The sequence below is a fragment of the Oceanobacillus sp. FSL K6-0118 genome (genome assembly GCF_038006665.1).
In the GTDB taxonomy this organism is placed as follows: domain Bacteria; phylum Bacillota; class Bacilli; order Bacillales; family Amphibacillaceae; genus Oceanobacillus; species Oceanobacillus caeni.
Window position 1 is genome coordinate 799,332 of record NZ_JBBOVR010000001.1, and the last position, 24,225, is coordinate 823,556.

The 24,225-nt window shown below is 38.2% G+C and carries 21 protein-coding genes and 1 riboswitch; of the genes, 19 read left to right on the plus strand and 2 right to left on the minus strand.

What is annotated here, in order from left to right; translation table 11 throughout:
• Window positions 1-34: 34 nt before the first annotated feature.
• Window positions 35-1,096: an NAD(P)H-dependent flavin oxidoreductase gene (locus MHI02_RS04210; protein ID WP_341165679.1), complete on the plus strand. Its 1,062-nt coding sequence runs from the start codon at window positions 35-37 to the stop codon at window positions 1,094-1,096.
• Window positions 1,097-1,788: 692 nt separating this feature from the next.
• Here the strand turns inward: MHI02_RS04210 and msrA are convergent.
• Window positions 1,789-2,313 (minus strand): peptide-methionine (S)-S-oxide reductase MsrA, encoded by a 525-nt coding sequence (msrA, locus tag MHI02_RS04215; protein WP_370447404.1) that lies wholly within the window; start codon window positions 2,311-2,313, stop codon window positions 1,789-1,791.
• Between the two features lie 126 nt (window positions 2,314-2,439).
• Between msrA and MHI02_RS04220 the strand changes: the two genes are divergently transcribed.
• Window positions 2,440-2,976 (plus strand): 3-alpha domain-containing protein, encoded by a 537-nt coding sequence (locus MHI02_RS04220; protein ID WP_047185495.1) that lies wholly within the window; start codon window positions 2,440-2,442, stop codon window positions 2,974-2,976.
• A 394-nt stretch (window positions 2,977-3,370) separates the two neighbouring features.
• Here the strand turns inward: MHI02_RS04220 and MHI02_RS04225 are convergent, their stop codons facing one another.
• Window positions 3,371-3,805 (minus strand): Hsp20/alpha crystallin family protein, encoded by a 435-nt coding sequence (locus MHI02_RS04225; RefSeq protein WP_047185494.1) that lies wholly within the window; start codon window positions 3,803-3,805, stop codon window positions 3,371-3,373.
• 122 nt (window positions 3,806-3,927) lie between these two features.
• Here MHI02_RS04225 and MHI02_RS04230 point away from each other — a divergent pair, with 122 nt between their 5' ends.
• The 17 genes from MHI02_RS04230 to pcrA all read left to right on the plus strand — a co-directional run bounded on the left by MHI02_RS04230 (window position 3,928) and on the right by pcrA (window position 24,219).
• Window positions 3,928-4,560, plus strand: coding sequence for a DUF2179 domain-containing protein (locus MHI02_RS04230; protein ID WP_341165680.1), 633 nt, complete (start codon window positions 3,928-3,930; stop codon window positions 4,558-4,560).
• A gap of 404 nt (window positions 4,561-4,964) precedes the next feature.
• A riboswitch (purine riboswitch) is annotated at window positions 4,965-5,062 on the plus strand.
• 173 nt (window positions 5,063-5,235) lie between these two features.
• A complete protein-coding gene (gene purE, locus MHI02_RS04235) occupies window positions 5,236-5,727 on the plus strand; it encodes a 5-(carboxyamino)imidazole ribonucleotide mutase (protein WP_341165681.1) in 492 nt (163 codons plus the stop codon).
• Window positions 5,714-6,850 (plus strand): 5-(carboxyamino)imidazole ribonucleotide synthase, encoded by a 1,137-nt coding sequence (gene purK / locus MHI02_RS04240; RefSeq protein WP_047185491.1) that lies wholly within the window; start codon window positions 5,714-5,716, stop codon window positions 6,848-6,850. Before purE ends, purK begins: the two co-directional genes overlap by 14 nt.
• A gap of 29 nt (window positions 6,851-6,879) precedes the next feature.
• Window positions 6,880-7,590 (plus strand): phosphoribosylaminoimidazolesuccinocarboxamide synthase, encoded by a 711-nt coding sequence (locus MHI02_RS04245; RefSeq protein ID WP_047185490.1) that lies wholly within the window; start codon window positions 6,880-6,882, stop codon window positions 7,588-7,590.
• Window positions 7,587-7,838 carry a phosphoribosylformylglycinamidine synthase subunit PurS gene (gene purS / locus MHI02_RS04250; protein WP_047185489.1) on the plus strand — a complete coding sequence of 84 codons (252 nt, stop codon included), beginning with the start codon at window positions 7,587-7,589 and terminating at the stop codon, window positions 7,836-7,838. Before MHI02_RS04245 ends, purS begins: the two co-directional genes overlap by 4 nt.
• Complete coding sequence (gene purQ / locus MHI02_RS04255; protein ID WP_047185488.1) at window positions 7,835-8,518, plus strand: phosphoribosylformylglycinamidine synthase subunit PurQ; 684 nt, start codon at window positions 7,835-7,837, stop codon at window positions 8,516-8,518. The genes purS and purQ overlap by 4 nt, the downstream gene beginning before the upstream one ends.
• Window positions 8,502-10,730 carry a phosphoribosylformylglycinamidine synthase subunit PurL gene (purL, locus tag MHI02_RS04260; protein ID WP_257455618.1) on the plus strand — a complete coding sequence of 743 codons (2,229 nt, stop codon included), beginning with the start codon at window positions 8,502-8,504 and terminating at the stop codon, window positions 10,728-10,730. The genes purQ and purL overlap by 17 nt, the downstream gene beginning before the upstream one ends.
• A 14-nt stretch (window positions 10,731-10,744) precedes the next feature.
• On the plus strand, window positions 10,745-12,127 hold the full coding sequence (gene purF / locus MHI02_RS04265) for an amidophosphoribosyltransferase (RefSeq protein ID WP_341165682.1): 1,383 nt from the start codon (window positions 10,745-10,747) through the stop codon (window positions 12,125-12,127).
• Window positions 12,128-12,151: 24 nt separating this feature from the next.
• Entirely contained in the window at window positions 12,152-13,171 is a 1,020-nt protein-coding gene (purM, locus tag MHI02_RS04270; protein ID WP_047185485.1) for a phosphoribosylformylglycinamidine cyclo-ligase, read from the plus strand.
• Window positions 13,168-13,731: a phosphoribosylglycinamide formyltransferase gene (gene purN / locus MHI02_RS04275; RefSeq protein ID WP_047185484.1), complete on the plus strand. Its 564-nt coding sequence runs from the start codon at window positions 13,168-13,170 to the stop codon at window positions 13,729-13,731. The genes purM and purN overlap by 4 nt, the downstream gene beginning before the upstream one ends.
• 64 nt (window positions 13,732-13,795) lie before the next feature.
• Window positions 13,796-15,328 (plus strand): bifunctional phosphoribosylaminoimidazolecarboxamide formyltransferase/IMP cyclohydrolase, encoded by a 1,533-nt coding sequence (gene purH / locus MHI02_RS04280; protein ID WP_204797908.1) that lies wholly within the window; start codon window positions 13,796-13,798, stop codon window positions 15,326-15,328.
• 17 nt (window positions 15,329-15,345) lie between these two features.
• Window positions 15,346-16,590, plus strand: coding sequence for a phosphoribosylamine--glycine ligase (purD, locus tag MHI02_RS04285; RefSeq protein ID WP_341165683.1), 1,245 nt, complete (start codon window positions 15,346-15,348; stop codon window positions 16,588-16,590).
• 595 nt (window positions 16,591-17,185) lie between these two features.
• The gene (locus tag MHI02_RS04290) at window positions 17,186-18,928 is read left to right on the plus strand and encodes an adenine deaminase C-terminal domain-containing protein (RefSeq protein ID WP_047185481.1); all 1,743 of its coding nucleotides are present in this window, start codon (window positions 17,186-17,188) and stop codon (window positions 18,926-18,928) included.
• Between the two features lie 235 nt (window positions 18,929-19,163).
• Complete coding sequence (locus MHI02_RS04295; RefSeq protein ID WP_341165684.1) at window positions 19,164-20,183, plus strand: DUF3048 domain-containing protein; 1,020 nt, start codon at window positions 19,164-19,166, stop codon at window positions 20,181-20,183.
• A gap of 293 nt (window positions 20,184-20,476) precedes the next feature.
• On the plus strand, window positions 20,477-20,773 hold the full coding sequence (locus MHI02_RS04300; RefSeq protein ID WP_047185479.1) for a YerC/YecD family TrpR-related protein: 297 nt from the start codon (window positions 20,477-20,479) through the stop codon (window positions 20,771-20,773).
• A 536-nt stretch (window positions 20,774-21,309) separates the two neighbouring features.
• Window positions 21,310-21,984 (plus strand): heptaprenylglyceryl phosphate synthase, encoded by a 675-nt coding sequence (locus MHI02_RS04305; RefSeq protein WP_341166099.1) that lies wholly within the window; start codon window positions 21,310-21,312, stop codon window positions 21,982-21,984.
• A gap of 18 nt (window positions 21,985-22,002) precedes the next feature.
• Window positions 22,003-24,219, plus strand: a complete 2,217-nt coding sequence (gene pcrA / locus MHI02_RS04310; protein ID WP_341165685.1) for a DNA helicase PcrA — start codon at window positions 22,003-22,005, stop codon at window positions 24,217-24,219.
• Window positions 24,220-24,225: the final 6 nt, after the last annotated feature.

Consider the following 24,225-nt stretch of genomic DNA (forward strand, 5'->3'; position numbering starts at 1 on the left):
TAAATAACTTATATTCTTAAAATGAGGTGTAACGATGCTGCGAAATAAAGTGGCCGAACTATTTGATATTACCTATCCGATTATTCAAGCACCGATGGCCGGTGGAATTACTACTTCTGAATTAGTATCTGCGGTTTCGAATCATGGGGCTTTAGGAATGATTGGTGCTGGATATATGAGTCCGGGAAACTTAAGAACATGTATTCATGAAATTAAACAGAAAACTGAAAACAACTTTGGTGTAAACGTCTTTGTACCTAATGACTTTCATGTCACCGAGGAAACGATTGAAGGGTCAAAAAAATCATTAGAATCAATCTATAATACGTTATCGATTGATGAAAACATGCTTTTAGAAATCCCTACACCTAAATGTATCCAGCAAAAATATGAAAAACAACTGGAAGTAATCATAGAGGAAAATGTCCCGATTTGTTCTTTCACTTTTGGGGTGCCATCTAAAGAAACGATTCAACAGTTAAAAAATAAAGATATAATTTTAGTGGGGACCGCTACTACAGTAAAAGAAGCAATTCTAATAGAAGAGTTGGGAATGGATGTCGTCGTTGCGCAAGGCTATGAGGCTGGGGGGCATCGAGGCTCATTTTTAAATGAGTCAGAGGATGGTGCCGTTGGAACGATGTCACTTGTTCCTCAGGTAGCGGATGCAGTAGATATTCCCGTAGTTGCTGCTGGTGGAATAATGGATAGTCGGGGGTTAAGGGCTGCGATGTTTCTAGGAGCAAAAGCCGTTCAAATGGGAACTGCATTTTTAACGTGTAAGGAAAGCGGCGCGAATGAGCTCCATAAGGAAGCGATTTTAAATGCGTCAGAAGATGAAACAACCTTAACCCGTTCCTTTTCTGGAAAAGCGGCAAGAGGATTAAAGAATCAATTTATCCAAGAGATGAAAGAGAAGGAAAAGGATCTTCCTGAATATCCGGTTCAAAATTACTTAACAAACCCGATTCGGAAAGTAGCAAAAGAGCAACAAAACAAGGAATATATGTCACTTTGGTCTGGTCAAAGTCCACGTCTTGCTAAAAGCCAGACAGTAGGGGAATTAATTCATCGAATGATGGAAGGTGTTTTTTAAATAGAATCTAATAGCTGAACAGTTTCTTCAAATCGATGATAGAAATTTTGACTCCAAGGTGACAATAAAGTTATTTAATTTTATAGCTTCAAACACGTATAACCTCGTTCAAAATCCAGGGCGAGGTTATGGGCGCTTATCTGAATAAATACTATTCCTAAATTGGGCCAGATTATGGGGGTGCTTTTTTGGAAGAGGAAGTTAAAAGGCATATAACTAAAATTATATCTGTGACTATTGTAGGCTCACTTCTGATGATAGCAATACCTTTTCTCTTTAAGATTTTTGGTTAAACGTTGTTCGAGAAAAGGGCGTATATCTACAATAAGAAGATTACTGAATGGGGATTTGTCCATTTTAAACAAGGTAATGTAAAGAAAGGAATTTTCCTAATGGTCTATAACGGTTTAATGAATAAGCTTTATTCTTGCTGGGGTTAGTATGATCATTGAATTAGTATTTCTTGATTCAGGTCGAGGATTTTTCATTGGAATGTTGTTTTTTGTTATAGCTGTCATCTTATTGGGTGTTGGAAATAAAAAATATCTCAAAAACAAAGAAATCTTGTGAACAAAAGCCTTAGTGTAATAGGTTTATTCAAGTATTAAGCAATAAAAGGGATAACACAAATTAGTCATGATAATATGTGTCATCCCTTATTTTCTAATTCTATTTATATCTGTAACGCAAGTCTAATTCCAAACCTTCTCAATAAACTCATCTCTACCCGACTTAGCGCGATCTTCTTTATATTCCTTTTCATTTTTCTTGTAAAAGTCCTGATGGTATTCTTCTGCTGGATAGAATGCTACAGCTGGAAGAATTTGTGTAACGATAGGTTTTGAAAACTTTCCGCTTAGATCAAGTGATTGTTTGGAATTTTGAGCTAATAATTTTTGTTCGTCATCATGGTAAAAAATGGCTGTACGATATTGATCACCACGATCCTGAAATTGCCCACCCGCATCTGTTGGATCAATTTGCTTCCAATATAGGTCAAGTATTGTTTCATAACTCATGATAGAAGGATCATAGGTGATCTCAACAGCTTCATAATGACCGGTATCTCCTTTTTTAACTTGTTCATAAGTTGGGTTCTCCACGTGACCACCAGTATAACCGGAGATGATCTGATGAACTCCATCCCACCTGTCAAAGGGTTTAACCATACACCAGAAGCAGCCGCCTGCGAATGTTGCCTTTTTAAATTTTTCCACTTTCATTTTCCCCCCTGCTTCATATCTATCTAGCTTTCTAAGTAGCTATTCGTATACCAAAGGCTTGGCTAAGATAGATTTTTCTAATAGAATAACTATATCATACCTAAAAAAGAAGGTGAAATCATGGAAGAACCTTATGTTTATAAAATCTTTTCCAATGAAAGGAAAGAAAAAAGAAAAAGATTTAGATTACTAGAAACGGGTTTCTCTAAGAATAAAATAAAAGATGAAGCAATCTTCGCTTACCCCATTAAGTATTATTCGGAATTGGATGAAGAGGAGAGATCTGATAGCATTGGTTCGATGGATGAGAACTTCGCGGTACTGGAGATGGATGAATTTACGGTTTCAATTGGGGATACGTATCGAATGGATGAGGCGGTCATTCAAGTATCAAAGCCTGGGAAAATACGGAAGACAGAGCAGAAGGAGAATTTTCAAACGGGCTGGTATTTTCGTGTGTTAGAAGAAGGTAAAATCAAGTCACGAACAGATTTAGAATTGCTGGACCGGCCGTATCCGGAATGGACAATTGCTGCTTGTAATGAAATTATGTTCGTCAATAAACATGATTTGCGAATGGCTGATGAACTTTGTGACTGTGAGTTATTAAGTGAGCAGTGGCGCCGTATCCTTCGAAAAAGAGTCAGAGGATTTTAAACTTGAATTAATATCGTGTGAAATGGCAAGAACCGTGGTAGTATATAGTCCGCGGTTCTTAAGCATTTTTTAAAAGGTAGTTCAAAAAGTCCGGTGAAAATGACATGCCCCTGCAAAAGGGGTATGCCGACGTTGGGCGCAAAGCCCGTTTTTAGTCGGCCTTCCTTTAAAAAGGTGCGTTGGCTTGCTTTTCCGTTCCTCGCGTATTAATTGCATACGTTCCGGTACTCAAAACTACGCCGCCTCGAACTGCGACGCACAGGACGTGCTAGTGTCGGCGTTGCAACAAATCTTTACGGTGGGACGAGTAATCGGAGTCCCAGGACGTTGCGCTTTTAGCCGACCTCGATCCTTTTCATCCTCCTTTTTGAACACGTATTTGAAGTGCAAAACCTTATGCATCTTCTAATGGTTGGATTTCCACCTTATTTCGTCTGCTCGATTCATCTATAAAACGATGAAGTTGAATAAAGACAAGACCATTTTTATACGTTGCACTAATTTTATCGGCTCGAACTGGGAAAGGAAGGGTTATTTTACGATCAAAAACACCTTGTAAAATTTCTTCCTTTACAACTGTTCCATGTGCATTTTCTAAGTCAATGCTGCCTTTGAGTTCTAAAGTAGCATAATTCACATAGATATCCATTTGGTTCAAATCTTTTAATCCAGGTACGTTAACAATGCATAGAATTTCATTTTCCGTTTGATACATATTGATTTGGGGAATATTAGGTTTGATCATTCCTTCAAAATCTTTCCAGAAGTTTTCACCAAAGAAATGATCCATGTTCTTTTTCCAGTCAGACATTTGTTTAAACGGATCCATCATTACACCACCTAATGTATATTATATTTAATAACGTATGCACACGGTATAGGTAAGGTGCCTAGAAAGGTAGGCTTAATATAGAATTAACGATATAAAATGAATGGTTAGGGGGATGTGAATTGCTTACTAATGCTTTGATAATGGTGGCAATCATTTTCGCGGTTAATGTTGTTTATGTTTCTCTTATGACGATACGTATGATATTAACACTCAAAGGTCGTACATACATTGCCGCTTTTGTTAGTATGTTTGAAGTGGTCATGTACATTGTTGGGTTAGGTCTTGTTTTAGATAATTTAAATCAAATACAGAATATCATTGCTTATGCAATTGGATATGGTACTGGTTTAATTATTGGATCCATCATAGAGGAAAAACTGGCATTAGGCTACATTACAGTAAATGTAATTTCATCTAATCCGGACTTAAAGTTTACGAAACGAATTCGTGACAAAGGCTTTGGTGTAACTAGCTGGTCTTCTTACGGAATGGATGGAGATAGATTAACGATGCAAATATTAACCCCAAGAAAATATGAATTAAGACTTTATGAAGTAATTAAAGAAATTGATCCTAAAGCTTTTATTATATCTTATGAACCGAAGCGAATTCATGGTGGATTTTGGGTGAAGCAAGTTCGCAAAGGTAGGTTATTTAATCCGAAAAAAAGGAAGCAACACAGCAAAAGCAAACAACAACCACTAATACAGATGTGCAGGTTAAGCCTGAAAAAGAACAGTAGAATAAAGTGAAACACACTAAACGCTTGGAAAGATTAATTTCTGTTCAAGCGTTTATTTTATTATCTTTGATGGGGAAAAAACATGAGTGGCAACTTATCCCTGCAATGAGTGCCCGTTCCCTATCAAATTTAGCCAAAAGATAACTCATCGCCGTAATGAGAGCCCGATCGCCACCAAATGTAACCGAAAAGGTAACTCATCTTCATGAACAAATTAAAAGGAAACTACTATTCCTTTGTTCATGAAGTTCCTTTCATCCAAAGCAAGAACTTAATGAAAACCGCCAAATGATATTAGAAAAAGACAAAAAAATCGCGACTAACCACTAAAATCCGAACATTAGGGAAAAATATAACTTAATTGTCCGATATTTCATTGACATTCACCATATGAATTGGTATGCTTAAGTCATCAAAAATACGATCATATTACCTCATATATTTCTGGAATAAGGCCGGAAGTTTCTACCCAGCACCGAGAATGCTGGACTATGAGGGAAGGTGAAAATGTGTCTCGGACTTTTCTACTACACACTACAAGTCTATTCATCTTTCCTCATATGGGAGATAAATAGACTTTTTGTGTATGGTAAAGCATTATGTGGATTGAATTTTCTAAATAATTGATTAAAAGAAAAAGTCGAATATAAACCTAAATTTAAAATAATGTAGAGAGAGGGATTTCATGGCTCAAGTTGGTATCATAATGGGAAGTATTTCAGATTGGGAAACGATGCAACACACTTGTAATGTACTCGAGCAGTTAGAAATTCCGTACGAAAAAGATGTGATATCTGCTCATCGTACTCCAGATAAAATGTTTGATTATGCCAAATCAGCACGGGACCGTGGACTTAAAGTAATCATTGCTGGTGCTGGTGGGGCAGCTCACTTGCCTGGTATGGTGGCTTCTCAAACTACTTTACCGGTTATTGGTGTACCCGTTCAGACGAAAACATTGAATGGACTGGATTCCTTGTTATCCATTGTTCAAATGCCTGGCGGGGTTCCAACTGCAACGGTTGCAATTGGAAAAGCCGGTGCTACAAATGCGGGGATTCTAGCTGCTCAAATCCTAGGAACATTTGATGAAAAGATTGCAGCAAATCTTCAACGGAATCGTGAAGAAATGCAAGATAAAGTGGCAGAAATGAGGGAAGAACTTGCAGACAAATAAAACGATCATTCCGGCGCAAACAATAGGTATTATCGGCGGTGGCCAATTAGGAAGGATGATGGCGATGGAGGCACGTTATATGGGGTATAAAATTGCTGTGTTAGATCCAACCCCTAATTGCCCCACTGCTCAAGTGGCTGATGTTCAAATTACTGCGCCTTACAATGATATGGATGGAATCAAGCAATTGACGGATATCAGTGATGTGATTACATATGAATTTGAAAATGTGGACCTTGAAGCGGCAACTTACATCGAGAGCAAGGGGAAGCTTCCACAAGGTGCTTACGCTCTAGAAGTGACACAAAATCGGGAAAAAGAAAAGACGTTGATGAGAAACCTAAATTTGCCTACTCCAAAATTTGCTATTGTGACAAATGCCGAAGTCTGTAAGAAAGCTTTAGAAGATTTTACTTATCCCACAGTGATTAAAACATGTCGTGGTGGTTATGACGGAAAAGGACAGTTGAAATTAAATTCTGAAGCAGATTTAGAAGAAGCTTTAGCTTTTGTTGAAAAAAATGGGCATTGCATGATAGAAGAATGGATTCCATTTGATAAGGAAATCTCTGTTATTTTTACAAGATCCGCATCAGGCGATATGACGTATTTCCCTATTTCCGAAAATGAACATCGAGACCATATTCTTTATAAAACGACAGTCCCAGCAAATATAGAGGTTGAACTTCAAATAAAAGCAAATGAAGCTGCGCGTGTGCTAGCCGAAGACATGAATATTGTAGGTACTTTTGCCATTGAAATGTTTGTAAAAGGGAATGAAATCTATTTAAACGAGATGGCTCCAAGACCTCATAATTCAGGGCATTATACCATTGAGGCGTGTAATATTTCCCAATTTGGTCAACATATTCGTGCCATTTGTGGATTACCGCTTTTCGAAATTAAACAATGGAAGCAAGCATGTATGATTAATATCTTAGGTGAAGATATGGAATTTGTTTTAAAGTCTATTCCACATCATCATACAGGATTTATTCATTTGTATGGAAAGGAAGAAGCCAAAGAAAAGAGAAAAATGGGACATATCACATTTATCGGTAATACGCTTGAAGAAGTCTGGACACAAATCCATAAATTCGAGGATTTGAAAACCATAACATAACCGCGTCAAACTAACGGAAGGTGAATGCGTTGAAAGCTGAGCTCCTTTATGAAGGCAAAGAAAAGAAAGTTTATCAAGTGTCTGAACAACCCGGAAAATTGATTTTTTCTTATAAAAGTGAAAGAACTGCATTTACGGAGGAAGGAAAAGAGAGTTTCGTTGAAAAGGCCCGGTTAAATAATGATATATCGTCACGCATCTTTGAATACCTACGTGACAGGGGAATGGATACCCATTATATAAAGAAGCTAAGTGATACGGAACAACTCGTGAACAAAACAGAAATGATCCCATTAAAAGTGGTGATTTGTAACAGTGTGACCCCTGCCATGTCTAAAAGATTAGGAATTGAAGAGAATACGATTCTTTATCCACCAATTATTGAATTATATTATAAAAATGAATTACTTAAGAATCCGTTAATTAATGATGAGCACGCGTTATTTCTTACAAATATTACACCAATTGAATTACAAGAAGTGAAAGAAAAAGCATTACGTGTCAATAAACATTTGAATCAATTATTTTCAAGTCTAACTATATCTTTAGCGGTATTGAAATTAGAATTTGGAAGGATGAATGGTCATATTATTCTTTCTGATGAGATTTCCCCAGATACTTGGAAACTCTTAGATAAATCAACAGGTGAAATTCTTCAAAAGGCAAATGAAAAGGTATATTCAGGAAATCAATTAGAGTTTTACGAAAAGTTAGTAAATCGACTGGAGGAATTAAAATGAAGAAAGTAACGGTATACATCACATTAAAGGCCGGTGTTCTTGACCCGCAAGGAAAGGCAATCCAAGAATCATTAACTGCACTTGGATATGAAGGGGTAACAGATACAAGGGTTGGTAAAGTAATTGAATTAAATATGGAAGATGGTCCTGATTTAGAGGTACGTATCAAAGACATGTGTAATAAACTTCTTGCTAATCCTGTAATGGAAGATTACCGATTTGAAGTGGAGGAGGCTGTTCAAGCGTGAAGTTTGCAGTAATTGTTTTTCCGGGGTCAAACTGTGATAGAGATATGTATCATGCCGTGAAAGAAGTATTAGGTGAAGAAGCAGATTTGCTATGGTATGAAAATAGTAACCTAGAAAACTATGATGCCATTTTAATTCCAGGTGGATTTTCTTATGGGGATTACCTACGCTGTGGTGCTGTTGCAGCTACCTCAGACGTTATGAAACAAGTTCGTGAACATGCGGAACGTGGAAAACCTGTCTTAGGCGTATGTAATGGATTTCAAATCCTTACTGAATCTGGATTGCTTCCAGGTGCTTTCATGCGAAATCAGAATGTATCTTTTATGTGCCATCAAGAAGAGCTAGTTGTAGAAAATAATGAAACGGTCTTTACTTCGGGCTATGAAAAAGGCGAAATCGTTCGCTTTCCAATTGCGCATGGGGAAGGTAATTATTTTTGCGATGAAGAAGCACTTCAACAATTAAAAGCAAATAACCAAATTGTTTTCACATATAAAAATAACCCAAATGGTTCCGTATCGGATATTGCTGGAATTATGAATAAAGAGGGGAATGTACTTGGATTGATGCCTCACCCGGAACGTGCGATGGAAGCCATTCTAGGTAGTGATGATGGTATGAAATTATTCAAGTCATTGGTTGAGAATTGGAGGAAGACTTATGTTACAAACGCGTGAGTGGAGCCCTGGGCAAATTGAAGAAAACAAGATTTACCGTGAAATGGGTTTAAGTGACGAAGAATATCAAATGATTAAAGATATTTTAAAACGTCAACCGAATTTCACGGAAACGGGAATCTTTTCTGTTATGTGGTCTGAACACTGTAGTTATAAAACGTCTAAGCCATTATTGAAAAAGTTCCCAACCAAAGCACCTAACGTACTACAAGGACCGGGTGAAGGTGCTGGGATTATCGATATCGGTGATCATCAAGCAGTTGTGTTTAAAGTAGAGAGTCACAACCATCCTTCCGCTGTGGAACCATATCAAGGAGCAGCAACTGGTGTTGGTGGAATTATTCGTGACATCTTCTCCATGGGTGCACGTCCAATCGCATCCATGAACTCATTGCGTTTCGGTAATTTAACTAATGAACGTACGAAATATTTATTCACAGAAGTAGTGAACGGGATTGCTGGATATGGTAACTGTGTTGGAGTTCCAACGGTTGGTGGAGAAGTTCAATTTGATGATAGTTATGAAGAAAATCCACTAGTTAACGCAATGGCTATTGGACTAATCAATCATGATGACATTCAAAAAGGGATTGCTGCAGGTATTGGAAATACGATTCTTTATGCTGGACCACCAACAGGACGTGACGGAATTCATGGTGCAACATTTGCATCTGATGATTTAGCAGAAGATGCGGACAAAGACCGGCCATCTGTTCAAGTTGGAGATCCGTTTATGGAAAAATTACTTATTGAAGCATGTTTAGAAGTTATTCACAACGATGCTTTAGTAGGAATGCAAGACATGGGTGCAGCAGGCCTTACGTCATCTGCATCAGAAATGGCAAGTAAAGCTGGTACCGGATTAGAAATGAACTTAGACCTAGTACCACAACGGGAACCGAACATGTCCGCATATGAAATGATGCTTTCTGAATCACAAGAACGTATGCTTTTATGTGTGGAACAAGGTCGTGAACAAGAAATTATCGACATCTTTGAAAAATACGGCTTGAAGGCAGTACCTGTTGGGAAGGTCATTGAAGAGAGAGTTTTCCGGATTAAACATCATGGGGAAGTGGTTGCAGATATTCCGGTGGATCCTTTAGCGGAAGATGCGCCTGTGTATGAAATGCCATCAGAAGAGGCGAAGTATTTTAGGGAGTTTCAACAGATGGAGAATACCGTTCCGGGCGTTGAAAATCACCAAGAAATGCTTAAAAAACTATTGCAACAACCAACGATTGCAAGTAAAGAGTGGGTTTATGATCAATACGATTCCATGGTACAGACCAATACAGCAGTAGCACCTGGTTCAGATGCGGCTGTGATTCGTATTAAAGGTCATGACAAAGCAATAGCAATAACAACGGATTGTAACTCTCGTTATATTTATTTAGACCCTGAAACCGGTGGGAAAATTGCTGTAGCTGAGGCTGCACGTAACATTATTTGTTCTGGGGCAAAACCATTGGGGCTTACAGACGGACTTAACTTTGGTAATCCCTCTAATCCAGAAATTTACTGGCAAATGGAAAAAGCTACAGATGGAATGAGTGCTGCTTGTACGGCACTTTCAACCCCTGTCATTAGTGGGAACGTATCGTTATATAACCAATCGAAAGGGAAATCTATTTTCCCAACACCTGTTGTAGGGATGGTTGGTTTACACAAATCTTTAGACCATATTACTCCAAGCTTTTTCCAACATGAAGATGATATTGTGTATGTCATTGGAGACGCTAAAAAGGAATTTGGTGGTAGCGAATTACAAAACATCCTTCAAGGTACATACGAAGGTCGAGCTCCTGAAATTGATTTAAATGTAGAAGCAAAAAGACAAAAGCAATTACTAGAAGCTATCCAATCTGGAGTAGTTGTTTCGGCACATGACTTAGCAGAAGGTGGTCTAGGTGTTGCTCTTGCGGAAAGTGTGTTCGGTCGTAAGGGATTAGGAGCAACGGTAGAACTAACTGGAGATGTGACTGTAGAATTATTTAGTGAAACACAATCCCGATTTATCGTAACAGTAAAAGCAGAAAATCAAGAAAAGTTCGAAAGTCTTGTGGACGATGCAAAACAAATTGGCAAGGTTACTACAGATGGCACCATTCAAGTTTCCATTAACAATGACATGGTTATCAAGCAAGATGTAAAGGAACTTGAAGAACTTTGGAGAGGTGCAATCCCAAGCTTGCTGAAATCCAAAGAATAAGTGGGGAATGTCCAGTGTTCGGAATTTGGGGTCATGAAAAAGCAACGGAATTAACATACTATGGTCTTCATGCTTTGCAACATCGTGGCCAAGAAGGAGCCGGAATCGTTGTAAACGTAGAAGGAGAATTAAAGGCGCATAAAGGATTAGACTTAGTCAATGATGTGTTTAAAGATGTAGAATTTGACCAATTGCAAGGACATCATGCAATTGGTCATGTAAGATACGCTACTCAAGGTCAAACCGGAATTGAAAATGTTCAACCGTTATTATTCCACTCTCAAACAGAAAGTATGGCTTTAGCACACAGTGGGAAAATCATCAATGCGTATGAACTCCGTGGCCAATTAGAGAAGCAAGGCAGTATCTTACAAACATCATCAGATACCGAAATTTTAGCTCATTTAATCAAGCGTGACGGTCAAGAAATTAATGAAAAATCCATTAGTTACGCGTTAAATGAATTACATGGTGCCTATGCTTATATGATTTTGACGAAAGATAAAATGTATGCAGCACTTGATCCGCACGGTATTTTCACCCTATCTATTGGATTATTAGGGGATGCCTATGTGATTGCATCGGAAACATGTGCGTTTGACCAAATTGGTGCGACATTTGTGCGAGATATATTACCGGGAGAATTAATTACAATCGAGGAAAGGGCATTAAAATCATCTCGTTTTGCCAAACAAGAAAAGCGTGCTTTGTGTGCGATGGAATATGTTTATCTATCTAGACCAGATAGTAATGAGAATGATGTAAATGTTCATGCTTCACGTAAACAAATGGGGAAAGAGTTAGCGAAAGAGGCACCCGCTGCAACTAATGCAGATATTGTAGTGGGGGTTCCGGATTCCAGCATCTCAGCTGCCATTGGTTTTGCGGAAGAAAGTGGTTTACCTTACGAGATGGGTATTATTAAGAATCGTTATATTGGTAGAACCTTTATTAAGCCTTCTCAGGATTTACGTGAACAGGGTGTTAAAATGAAGCTTTCTCCAGTTCGGGGAATTATTGAAGGAAAAAGCGTTATGATGATTGATGATTCCATTGTAAGAGGAACAACGAGTAAACGGATTGTTCACATGCTAAAAGATGCCGGAGCAAAAGAAGTACATGTTCGCATTGCTTCCCCTCCCATTGAGCATCCGTGTTACTACGGGATAGATATGTCAACCTATGAAGAATTAATAGCGACGAGCCATTCCACCTGTGAAATTGCAGAAATGATCGGAGCGGATAGTTTAGCATTTTTATCAGAAGCGGGATTAGAAAAAGCAATCGTTAAAGATAAATCTCTTAACCAAGGATTATGTATCGCATGTATGTCCGGTCGATATCCCATTGATATTAAGGAAGGAAAAAAATCCCCTTTATGTGTGATAAAGGACTAATCTAGAGGATGTGTAGAATCAACGATGTCAGATGTATATAAACAAGCTGGTGTAGATGTAGAAAAAGGGTATGAAGCAGTGGAACGTATGAAAAAGCATATTGCAAAAACGACACGTCCCGAGGTGCTGGGTGGGATCGGATCATTTGCGGGACTTTTTGATTTATCTAACGTTAACTATCAAGAACCTGTCATGGTTTCCGGAACAGATGGAGTTGGAACGAAATTAAAACTTGCCTTTCAATTAAATAAACATGATTCAGTAGGTATTGATTTAGTTGCGATGTGTGTGAACGACATTGTTGCTCAAGGTGCACAACCACTATTCTTTCTGGATTATATTGCTTGTGGAAAAAATGACCCCGAGCGCATGGAGCAAATTGTAGCAGGGGTATCGAATGGTTGCGTGGATGCTGGAGCGGCACTTATCGGTGGAGAAACAGCTGAAATGCCCGGTATGTACAGGGACGAAGAATATGATTTAGCAGGATTTGTTGTCGGTATAGCGGAAAAATCTAAACTAATTACTGGGGAGGCAATTCAAAAAGGAGATGCTATAATTGGTCTTGCATCAAGTGGTATTCACTCCAATGGTTATTCCTTAGTAAGAAAACTAGTAGAAGGTTTAAATTTGAATGAAACACCAAAAGGATTATCGAAATCTTTAGGAGAAACACTACTTACTCCAACTAAAATCTATGCAAAATCAATTGCTAGAGTACTAGATAAACATGAAATCAAAGGAATTTCTCATATTACTGGTGGTGGATTTTACGAGAACTTCCCGAGAATGATGCCCAAAGGTCTAGGGGTTGAGATTGCACCAGATAGCTGGGACGTACCTGAAGTTTTCCCTTTTTTACAAACATTAGGTTCCATTCCAGATGCTGAAATGTACGGTGTATTTAATATGGGAATTGGAATGGCACTTGTTGTTAGTCAAGATAAGGTGGAAGAGGTACTTTCTATTCTTCAAGAACATGGAGAAAAAGCATCAGTAATTGGTAAAGCTGTAGCCAAAGAAGGGGTGCATTTCCAATCATGAGTAAAATAAATGTTGCCGTTTTTGCCTCAGGTACGGGTAGTAATTTTGAGGCAATCATGGAAGCTGGTGATCTCTCGTGTAACATTGTCCTACTTATTTGCGATAATCCTGGAGCAACGGTTATTCAAAAAGCAGAAAAATACCAAGTTCCTACTTTTGTATTCCGTTCGAAAGATTATGTTTCTAAAGAGGAATATGAAAAAGTTTTAGTAGAAAAACTGAAAGAGGCAAATATTTCTTGGGTTTTTCTAGCTGGATACATGCGTATCATAGGGCCAACATTACTTGAAGCGTATGAAGGTAAAATCATAAACATTCACCCTTCTTTATTACCTGACTTTCCAGGGAAAGATGCCATCGGTCAAGCATATCATGCCAGAGTCAAAACAACAGGAGTAACCGTTCACTACGTTGATGCGGGGATAGACACCGGGCCAATCATCGCTCAAGAAGAAATAGAAGTAAAAGAAAACGACACCTTAGAATCACTAGAAGAAAAAATACATCATGTAGAACATCAATTATATCCGCGTGTAATGAAAGACATTGTTAAAAAGTAATTTACTTTAGTAGTCTGTTAAATGCAGAAGACTTACATACTAGACAAAGTGGAGGGTTCAACTAATGAAAAGAGCACTAATTAGTGTTTCCGATAAACAAAACATCATTGAATTTGCCAAAGGTCTCGTAGAACTAGATTATGAGATTATCTCAACAGGTGGAACATTAAGCAAAATCCAAGAAGCAGGAATACCTGCAAAAGCAATAGATGAAGTAACTGGTTTCCCAGAAATTATGGATGGTCGAGTAAAAACACTTCATCCATTCGTTCATGGAGGATTACTTGCAAAACGTTCTAACCCAGATCATATGAACCAAATGAAAGAAAACAACATCGAACCAATCGACATGGTTGTCGTAAACTTATATCCTTTCAAACAAACCCTTGAAAAAGAGGGTGTATCTAAAGAGGAAATCATCGAAAACATTGATATCGGTGGCCCAACGATGCTACGTTCTGCCGCAAAGAACTTTGAAGATGTAACTGTAATAGTAGATCCACAAGATTATGATGATATTCTAACTTCTTTAAAAGAAAACACACTAGACTTTGTAAAAAGGCAAAAATTAGCTGCAAAAGTTTTCCGTCATACAGCTAACTATGACGCAATGATTGCAGAATACTTCATGGGTGAAACAGGCGAAGAATTCCCGGAGACTTATACCGTTACATATGAAAAAGTTCAAGATTTACGTTACGGCGAAAACCCACATCAAGAAGCTGCATTCTACAAACGTCCGATTGTTAAAACGATGAGCCTTGCAGCAGCAAAACAATTACATGGGAAAGAACTATCTTATAACAATATTCAAGATGCGAATGCTGCGCTTGAAATTCTAGCAGAATATGATGGGCAAGCTGCAGCAGTTGCTGTAAAACATATGAACCCATGTGGAATTGGTGTAGCGAATTCCATCTCGGATGCATTTAATCGTGCATTTGATGCAGACCCAATTTCAATTTTCGGTGGTATTGTTGCTCTTAACGAAGAAGTAGACTCTCCTACTGCAGAAAAACTTAGTGAAATTTTCTTAGAAATCGTTATTGCACCAAGCTTCTCAGAGAAGGCTTTAGAAATCTTAACGAAGAAGAAAAATATTCGCTTACTTGAATTACCAATGAACGATACGGAGATAGTTAACCATAAATTAACCTCTGTGAATGGTGGCGTGCTCATTCAAGATCAAGACAATGGCAAGGTTGAGGTAGATGACTTAAAAGTGGTTACGAAACGCCAACCAACAGAACAAGAATTGCATGACTTATTATTTGCTTGGAAAGCGGTAAAACATGTGAAATCAAATGCAATTGTTCTAGCTAAGAACGGCCAAACCGTTGGCATTGGCGCTGGGCAAATGAATCGTGTCGGATCTGCGAAAATTGCAATCGAACAAGCTGGTGGAAAAACAAAAGGCTCTGTCATGTCATCGGATGCATTTTTCCCAATGCCAGACACAGTTGAAGAAGCTGTAAAAGCTGGTGTAACAGCAATTATCCAACCAGGCGGTTCCATCCGTGACCAGGATTCTATCGATGTTTGTGATGAACATGGAATTGCAATGGTTTATACGGGAATGCGTCATTTTAAACATTAAGAGTGGAGGACCTTGGAATGAACGTCTTAGTAGTAGGAAGAGGTGGCCGTGAGCATAGTGTGGCACTTGAACTTGCCAAAAGCAGTAAAGTTACGAAACTTTACGTTGCTCCCGGTAACGGCGGAATGAAAGAACAAGCTACATGTATCCCAATTGATGAAATGGATATAGATGATCTTGTTTCTTTTGCAAAAGAAGCTGCAATTGACTTAACAATTGTTGGACCAGAAGCACCATTAAACGAAGGAATTGCGAACCGATTCCAACAAGAAGGTTTAAAAGTATTTGCCCCAACCAAAGAAGCGGCTTTACTAGAAGGAAGTAAAAGTTTTGCAAAAGCGTTTATGAAAAAATACAGTATACCAACAGCAGAATACGAAACGTTTACAGATGTGGAAAAGGCAAAAGCATATATTGAAGAAAAGGGTGCACCAATTGTTATTAAAGCGGATGGTCTAGCAGCTGGGAAAGGTGTCGTTGTTGCTGAAACAATGGAGCAAGCTTTAAAAGCTGTAGAAGATATGCTAGTTTCCAAAACCTTTTCTGAAGCAGGTTCCAAAGTCGTTATTGAAGAATTCTTGGACGGCCGTGAATTCTCATTAATGGCATTTGTTCATGAACACCATGTATATCCAATGGTTCCAGCTCGAGATCATAAGAGAGCGTACGATCATGATGAAGGTCCCAATACTGGCGGGATGGGTTCCTTTGCTCCAGTTCCGGATGTTACGGAAGAACATATCGCGTATTCTGTAGAAAATGTTCTCCAAAAAGCTGCAGATGGTCTAATGTCAGAAGGAAGACCATTTACCGGAATTCTTTACGGCGGTTTAATCATGACGGAACTAGGTCCAAAAGTCATTGAATTCAATACTAGATTTGGTGACCCTGAAACCCAAGTCGTTTTACCATTGTTAAAAAATGATCTAGTTCAAGTATTCACGGATATCCTAGATGGAAAGGATCCTAAATTGGAATGGGAAGATGTAACGTGTCTAGGAACTGTTCTTGCATCTGCAGGTTATCCAGGGCCTTACAAAAAAGGAACAGTAATTCCAACGTTTCCGGAAATAGAAGATACGTATATTGTCCATGCTGGAACAAAATACGAAGGGGATACACTTGTATCCGATGGAGGTCGTGTTCTCCTAGTTGGCGCAAAAGCAGCTAATCTACAAGAAGCGCATCAAAAGGTGTACCAGGTTTTAGAATCTATGAATAATGATAATTACTATTATCGTAGAGATATTGGTATGAAATAAACGAAAAGGCAAAAGGAGTTAGTGAAATGCCTCCCCATGGGTAACAAGATTTTAAATCTAGTTACCCATGAGGGGGTTTTTTTATTTAATCTTCTAGTAAATCAGTCATCGTAGAGTGGATATCAGTACTCAGAGGGGAGATATCAGTAATTGGGTAGGATATATCGGTACTCGAGTAGGATATATCAGTACCCAAGGAGGAGATATCGGCACACGAGTAGGATATATCAGTACCCAAGGAGGAGATATCGGCACACGAGTAGGATATATCAGTACCCAAGGAGGAGATATCGGCACACGAGTAGGATATATCAGCACTCAAGGGTGAGATATCAGTACTTGAGGGGATATCAGCACACGGGTAGGATATATCAGTACTTGAGGAGAGGATATCAGCACTCAAGGAAGATATATCAGTACTTGAGTAGGATATATCAGCATCCAAGTAGAAGAAATCAGTAATTATGGAATCTACTAGGCAAACTTGTAACAACACATGCGAAATTTGTCAATAAGTATTAAGCAAACATCCCTACAAGAAAGAATAATAGTATGGTAGAATAGGAGTAATCATAAATTATTGGAGAGCTTGCCGATGCATACAAATGAAAATAATTGGAGAAGCCGCGAGCTTAGACAACATGTAAAAGTAATAGATGGTCTAGAAGCTCCTACGCTTGTACTTAAAAATAGTAATTATTTAAATGTTTTCGTAAAACAATGGATAAAAGCGAATATATGGATATATCATGATCGGATTGTTTATGTTGGGGACAATATGCCTGACAAACTAGATCAAACGGAAGTTGTAGATTGTGAAGGGAAATATCTAGTTCCTGGTTATATGGAGCCACATTCCCATCCTTTTGTATTATCAAACCCAGAAGAATTAGCAAAACATGCTGCCAGATACGGAACCACCACTATGATGAATGATAACCTTATGTGGCATTTTTTATTAGACAAAAAGAAAGCGTTTTCTCTATTAAACGACTTTGATCACTTGCCAGTTTCCATGTATTGGTGGTCTCGATTTGATCCACAAACTTCGGTACAAGATGAAGAAGAAATCTTTAATACGGAAGACATGTTATCATGGATTTCTCATCCTTCCGTTGTACAAGGTGGAGAGTTAACTTCTTGGCCAAGCCTGTTAGATGGAAATGATAGATTACTATATTGGATTCAAGAAACAAAAAGACAAAGAAAGCCGGTAGAAGGACATCTTCCTGGTGCATCAGAAAAGACGTTAACAAAGATGAAATTACTTGGAATTTCTGCTGATCATGAACCAATCACTGGTGAAGAAGTATTAAGAAGGCTCCGTTTGGGTTATCATGTATCTTTAAGGAACTCTTCTATTCGTCCTGATTTATCCCTCCTAGTAAAAGAGATATTAAGTCTAGGACTTTCTAATTTTGATAACCTAACATTTACAACAGATGGACCTACACCTTTGTTCTCGGAAAAGGGATTTATCAACGTTTGTATTGATATTGCTATTCAAAATGGAATCCCTATTGAAGAAGCATATCGGATGGGTAGCTATAATGTTGCCAGACATTTTCAGTTGAGTGAGACGCATGGTAGTATTGCGCCTGGTCGAATTGCACATATTAATATATTAGAAAGCAAAGAAAATCCTCAACCTATAAGTGTTCTAGCAAAAGGACAATGGATTATAAAAGACAATACGAAACAAGAGCTTCCTAATAAGATTAACTGGGAAAAATATGGGGTTGCTCCATTAAACTTCGATTGGGAACTTGGAGAAAAGGATTTACAATTTTCCATGCCAATGGGATTAGAAATGGTCAATAATGTTATTGTTAAACCGTATAGCATTAATGTTGATATTACACTAGAAGAACTTCCTGAAAATAAAAATGATGCATTTCTTATATTAATCGATAAAAATGGTAAATGGAGAGTTAACACAACGATTAAAGGATTCACGAATCAACTTGGAGCTATTGCTAGTTCGTTTACTTCATCCGGAGATTTAATCTTTATTGGAAAAAGTAAAAAGGATATTTTACTTGCATGGAAGAGGTTAAAAGAAATTGGTGGAGGAATTGTCCTTGTTCATAAAGGAGAAATACTGACCGACCTTTCCCTAACGCTAGGTGGTATCATGTCTACGGAATCAATGGATGTTATAATGGAGAAGGAAAGAGAATTAAAGAACTATCTTAAAGAATTTGGTTATAAATTTGACGATCCAATCTATAACATCCTTTTCTTATCCTCTACACATTTGCCATATATTCGAATTACACAACAAGGAATTGTAGATATTAAGAAAAATGAAATACTCTTCCCTGCTACAATGTGTTAACATATAATAGTTAGAGCGAGGGCTTAAGCGACCGTTTAGTGATGTACAAGCCGATTTCACCATAAGGGTTTAAGCGCAACTAAGCTTCTGTTTTCACTAATCGTGAGTTACTCGCTTCACCGAAAATCTTTGCTAGTTGCTGGAGCTGGACGTGGTCTTCCTTAAGTCAAGAGTTTTTAATCTTTCTCAGTTGCAAAAATAAGCAATGGGTAATCTTACAAAGGGTGTTGGGCAAATGAGGAAACCGATCCTATTCTTTTTCGTGATGCTTCTTGTTCTAGTTGGATGTTCCAATGATAAAGAAGAGACGGAAAATGCAGTAGAAGATGGAAGTTTCAAAAATATATATCCTTTTACAGGTATTGGTACAAATGAACCGATAGATAACCGAATGATTAGTGTAATGGTTAATAATCATCCAAAAGCTAGACCGCAGACAGGTTTATCTCAGGCGGATATTGTTTTTGAAATACTAGCGGAAGGAAATATCACAAGATTTTTAGCGTTATATCATAGCAATTTACCAGAAGTCGTTGGACCAGTAAGAAGTGCTAGAGAATATTATTTTGAATTAGCAAATGGCTATAATGCTCTATATGTTTATCACGGAGCGGCAGATTTTGTGGATGAAATGATTGTTAATAGTGGCACTGACTTCTTAAACGGATCTACTTATGATAATGACGGCTATTTATTTAAAAGAGAGTCATTTAGAGAAGCCCCGCATAATTCATACCTGCAGTTAGGAGCAGCTTATGACGTGGCTAAAGATAAAGGTTATGATATAACAGCGGAATATGAAGCCTTGCCATTTCTATCAGCAGATGAGATTGAAGCATTAGCTGGGGAAGAGGCCCGTCATATTGAGGTGATTTATTCAGATTCTTATTCATTCGCAAATGTTCAGTATGACTATGATCAAGATTCAGGAAGTTATACGAGATCGAGTGGCGGAGAGAAGACAGTTGAACTACATACAGAAGTGCCAATCGAAGTCGAAAATGTACTAATTGTAGAGACAAGTCATCAAGTAATTGACGATGCTGGACGTAGGGAGATTGATTTAGAATCAGGAGGAAATGCTTACCTACTGCAAAAAGGACTTATAAATAAAGTGAATTGGGAGAATCATGATGGTAGAATAATACCTATAAAAGACGGCCAAGAGATTGGGTTTATACCTGGTCAGACATGGATCAACGTTATCCCAACAAATCCTGGGTTAGACCAAGCAGTGAAAATTTCCAACGAATAGAGTTAAAGTGAGTGTTCAAAAAAGGAGGATAAAAAGGACCGAGTCGGCTAAAGTCGCAACGTCCTAGGACTCCGATTACTCGTCCCACCGTAAAGATTTCTTGCAACGCTGACACTAGCACGTCTTGTGCGTCGGTAGTTCGAGGCGGTGTAGCTTTGGAGCAATGGAGTGTACATCCTAAAGATACATGAGGAGCGGAAAAGCAAGCCAACTAGAAACGTCAAAGTGTCATTTTTACCGGACTTTTTGAACAACTTCTTAAAGTAATAAGTAGAAGGTCAGGAGGATATACCGTGCAAATAGATAAGCTAAGAGGAGAGCAACTTGATCAATTATTTGATGCAATTCTCTCTTTAAAGGATAGAGAAGAATGCTATCGTTTCTTTGATGATATTGCTACCATGTCCGAAATTCATGCATTATCCCAACGTTTACAAGTTGCAAAAATGCTAATGGAAGGAAGTACATACAATAATATCGAACAAGAAACAAAAGCCTCCACCGCCACCATTTCCCGTGTCCGCCGCTGCATCAACTACGGAAGCGAAGGATACAAAATGGTACTTGATCGAGTATTAGAAGAAAAATGATCCACTGCCAAAAAGGTAGTGGATTTTTTAATGGTACAAACCACTTATACGCAAGCAGAAACGCAGTGATATTCAGAATCCACTGCGTTTTTTATTGGTTGCTGCTCTTATAGTTCGAAGGCTACCGAGAAAAACAGTATTACGGTTTAGTATCCTCATAGTTGTCTGTAGTTAATCAAGGAAGGTCGCCCCCTCACGGCCATTTGCAAGGAAAAAACAGGGGGTTTTGTCCGTGATACCCATTGTCACGGCCATTTGCAAGAAAAAAGCAGAAGACTTTGTCCGTGATCCCCACTCTCACGGCCATTTGCAAGGAAAAAGCAGGAGACTTTGTCCGTGACCCCTGCCGTCACGACCATTTGCATGAAAAAAGCAGAAGACTTTGTCCATGAAAACCCCTACCACAGACAGGATAATAGCCTTTTCACATACACTTCAAAAATTTCCACCACATAACTCTAAATACTACCTACGATTTTTGGTATAATGGATTAATGTAATTTGAAAGATGGAGGGATATCCCTTTGAAGACAAAAATGAATGAATGGAAGCATATTTTCAAGCTTGATCCTGCAAAGGAAATTTCAAATGAACAATTGGATATCCTCTGTACATCAGGTACAGATGCCATAATGGTTGGTGGAACAGATGACATTACTTATCGAGGAGTAGAAGACTTATTAAATCGACTCAGTCATTATTCCGTCCATAAAATACTGGAAATATCCAGAATGGACGCCATTACAACCGGTTTTGATGATTACTTCATTCCGATGGTACTCAATTCCAAAGAAAAGAAATGGATGATGGACATGCATCATCAAGGAATCAAACAACATATGGACTACATGGATTATGTCCAACCCGTTTTTGAGGGATATTGTATTTTGAATGAAGAAGCAAAGGTTTTTCAATATACGAACAGTACACTTCCAGATGCAGAAGATACGTTAGTATACGCATATATGGCGGAGGAAGTTTTTCACTTACCTATATTTTACTTGGAATACAGTGGGATATATGGAGATGCAGAACTTGTTAAACAAGTAAGCCATCAATTAAACGATACATTGCTCTTTTATGGGGGTGGGATTGAGAATGCCCACCAAGCAAAAGAAATGAAGCAGTATGCGGATGTTATTATTGTTGGTAATAGTATCTATACCGATTTTGATAAGGCACTGGAAACGGTACGAGCGGTAAAGCCTTAATATGATGGAGGTGTAAAAATGAGTCAGACGATGGATGACTTATTGAAAGGATTAAATAAAGAACAACGAGAAGCGGTAAAGACAATAGAAGGCCCGTTATTGATTATGGCTGGTGCTGGATCAGGGAAAACAAGAGTATTAACACATCGAATTGCTTATTTAATTGGTGAAAAAGGTGTGGCACCACGCAATATTTTGGCAATTACGTTTACGAATAAAGCAGCAAGAGAGATGAAAGAACGTGTCCGCAGATTAGTTGGCCCTGATAGTGAGTATATGTGGGTTTCTACATTCCACTCCATGTGTGTTCGTATTTTACGAAGAGACATCGATCGGATTGGTTATAATAGAAATTTCACCATTCTAGACAGTAGTGACCAATTATCTGTTGTGAAACAGGTTTTAAAAAATAAAAACATCGATCCGAAAAAATTTGACCCACGTGCCATGATTGGGCAAATTAGTGCTGCAAAGAACGAATTAATTACCCATGAACAATTTAGTAAGAATGCTGGGAATTTCTATGACAGGCAAGTGGCTCAAGTCTATGAAGGCTATCAAAAAATGCTTCAAAAAAACCAGTCACTTGATTTCGATGATTTAATTATGTTGACAATTCAATTATTCAAGCGTGTACCTGAAGTGCTAGAATTTTATCAACGCCGTTTTCAATATATCCATGTGGATGAGTATCAAGATACGAACCATGCGCAATACTTCTTAGTAAAACAATTAGCGAGTCGTTTTCAAAATTTATGTGTAGTAGGGGATTCAGATCAGTCCATCTATCGTTGGCGTGGAGCAGATATTACGAATATCTTATCATTTGAAAAAGATTATCCAACAGCAAAAACGGTATTTCTAGAACAAAATTATCGTTCAACAAAATCCATTCTACAAGCAGCTAATACAGTGATAGCCAACAACCCTGGACGTAAACCAAAAAATCTTTGGACAGAAAACCCAGATGGACAAAAAATCAATTATTATCAAGGTTCAACAGAGCAAGATGAAGCATTATTTATCACAAATAAAATACAAGAATTAACAAAAGAAGGGTATTCTCCAAGTGATATTGCGATTTTATACCGTACGAATGCACAATCCCGTGCCATTGAGGATACGTTTGTAAAATCAGGAATTGCTTATCAAATGGTTGGTGGCACAAAGTTCTATGATCGAAAAGAAATTAAGGACATGCTTGCTTACTTACGCCTAATTACAAACCCAGATGATGATATAAGTTTTGAACGTGTCGTGAATGAGCCAAAACGTGGAATAGGGAAAACCTCTATTGAAAAACTACGAGCTTATGCAATGGTAAACGATCTTTCTTTCTTCCAAGTAGTAAAGGAAGTTGATTTTACTGGTGTATCTAAGAAGGCGGCAAATGCATTAGTTGAATTTGGCCAGTTGATTGAAACATTATCTCAACAACAAGAATTTTTAACAGCTACGGATATGGTTGAACAAATATTGCAACGGACAGGCTATGAGAAGATGCTTAAAAATGAAAATACACTTGAATCTCAGTCACGTTTAGAGAACTTAGAAGAGTTTATGACGGTAACGAAAGACTTTGAAGCTAGTGCTGAAGATAAGACATTAGTTGCCTTTCTTACTGATTTAGCGCTTATTGCGGATATCGATAAAGTGGATGAGGAAGATCCAGATAATGAAGAAAAAGTTACCATGATGACATTGCACGCTGCAAAGGGGCTTGAGTTTCCTGTTGTGTTCCTCATTGGTTTGGAAGAAGGGATTTTCCCACATAGTCGTTCGATTATGGATCAAGAGGAAATGGAAGAAGAGAGAAGACTGGCTTATGTAGGAATAACTCGAGCAGAGAAAATCCTTTTCCTTACACATGCCAAGATGCGGACCTTATTTGGTAGAACAAGTATGAATCCAGTTAGTCGTTTTATTAACGAGATTCCCAAAGATCTATTAGACGGTTTGGAACAACTGAACTCATTCACCTATGGTTCTTCTTCATTTGGACAGAGAAAAGACACCCCAGCACCTAAGCGACAAGCAGTACGTATGCAGAAAACAACTGGAGCTGAAAGTGAAGAATGGGCACCAGGAAATAAAGTGACTCATAAAAAATGGGGAACAGGTACGGTTGTAAAAGTACAAGGAGAAGGGGACTCCATGGAATTAGATATTGCATTTCCGGCCCCAACCGGAATTAAACGGTTATTGGCAAAATTTGCTCCGATTACCAAACAGTAGGAGGTG

What these genes read in the sequence shown, in the direction of transcription:
- MHI02_RS04290 (WP_047185481.1), top strand. Translation starts at nt 17,186, where the DNA reads ATGCATACAAATGAAAATAATTGGAGAAGCCGCGAGCTTAGACAACAT.
- MHI02_RS04210 (WP_341165679.1), top strand. Translation starts at nt 35, where the DNA reads ATGCTGCGAAATAAAGTGGCCGAACTATTTGATATTACCTATCCGATT.
- MHI02_RS04225 (WP_047185494.1), bottom strand. Translation starts at nt 3,805, where the DNA reads ATGGATCCGTTTAAACAAATGTCTGACTGGAAAAAGAACATGGATCAT.
- purN (WP_047185484.1), top strand. Translation starts at nt 13,168, where the DNA reads ATGAGTAAAATAAATGTTGCCGTTTTTGCCTCAGGTACGGGTAGTAAT.
- purE (WP_341165681.1), top strand. Translation starts at nt 5,236, where the DNA reads ATGGCTCAAGTTGGTATCATAATGGGAAGTATTTCAGATTGGGAAACG.
- purH (WP_204797908.1), top strand. Translation starts at nt 13,796, where the DNA reads ATGAAAAGAGCACTAATTAGTGTTTCCGATAAACAAAACATCATTGAA.
- purS (WP_047185489.1), top strand. Translation starts at nt 7,587, where the DNA reads ATGAAGAAAGTAACGGTATACATCACATTAAAGGCCGGTGTTCTTGAC.
- purD (WP_341165683.1), top strand. Translation starts at nt 15,346, where the DNA reads ATGAACGTCTTAGTAGTAGGAAGAGGTGGCCGTGAGCATAGTGTGGCA.
- purL (WP_257455618.1), top strand. Translation starts at nt 8,502, where the DNA reads ATGTTACAAACGCGTGAGTGGAGCCCTGGGCAAATTGAAGAAAACAAG.
- MHI02_RS04295 (WP_341165684.1), top strand. Translation starts at nt 19,164, where the DNA reads ATGAGGAAACCGATCCTATTCTTTTTCGTGATGCTTCTTGTTCTAGTT.
- MHI02_RS04305 (WP_341166099.1), top strand. Translation starts at nt 21,310, where the DNA reads ATGAATGAATGGAAGCATATTTTCAAGCTTGATCCTGCAAAGGAAATT.
- MHI02_RS04220 (WP_047185495.1), top strand. Translation starts at nt 2,440, where the DNA reads ATGGAAGAACCTTATGTTTATAAAATCTTTTCCAATGAAAGGAAAGAA.
- pcrA (WP_341165685.1), top strand. Translation starts at nt 22,003, where the DNA reads ATGAGTCAGACGATGGATGACTTATTGAAAGGATTAAATAAAGAACAA.
- purM (WP_047185485.1), top strand. Translation starts at nt 12,152, where the DNA reads ATGTCAGATGTATATAAACAAGCTGGTGTAGATGTAGAAAAAGGGTAT.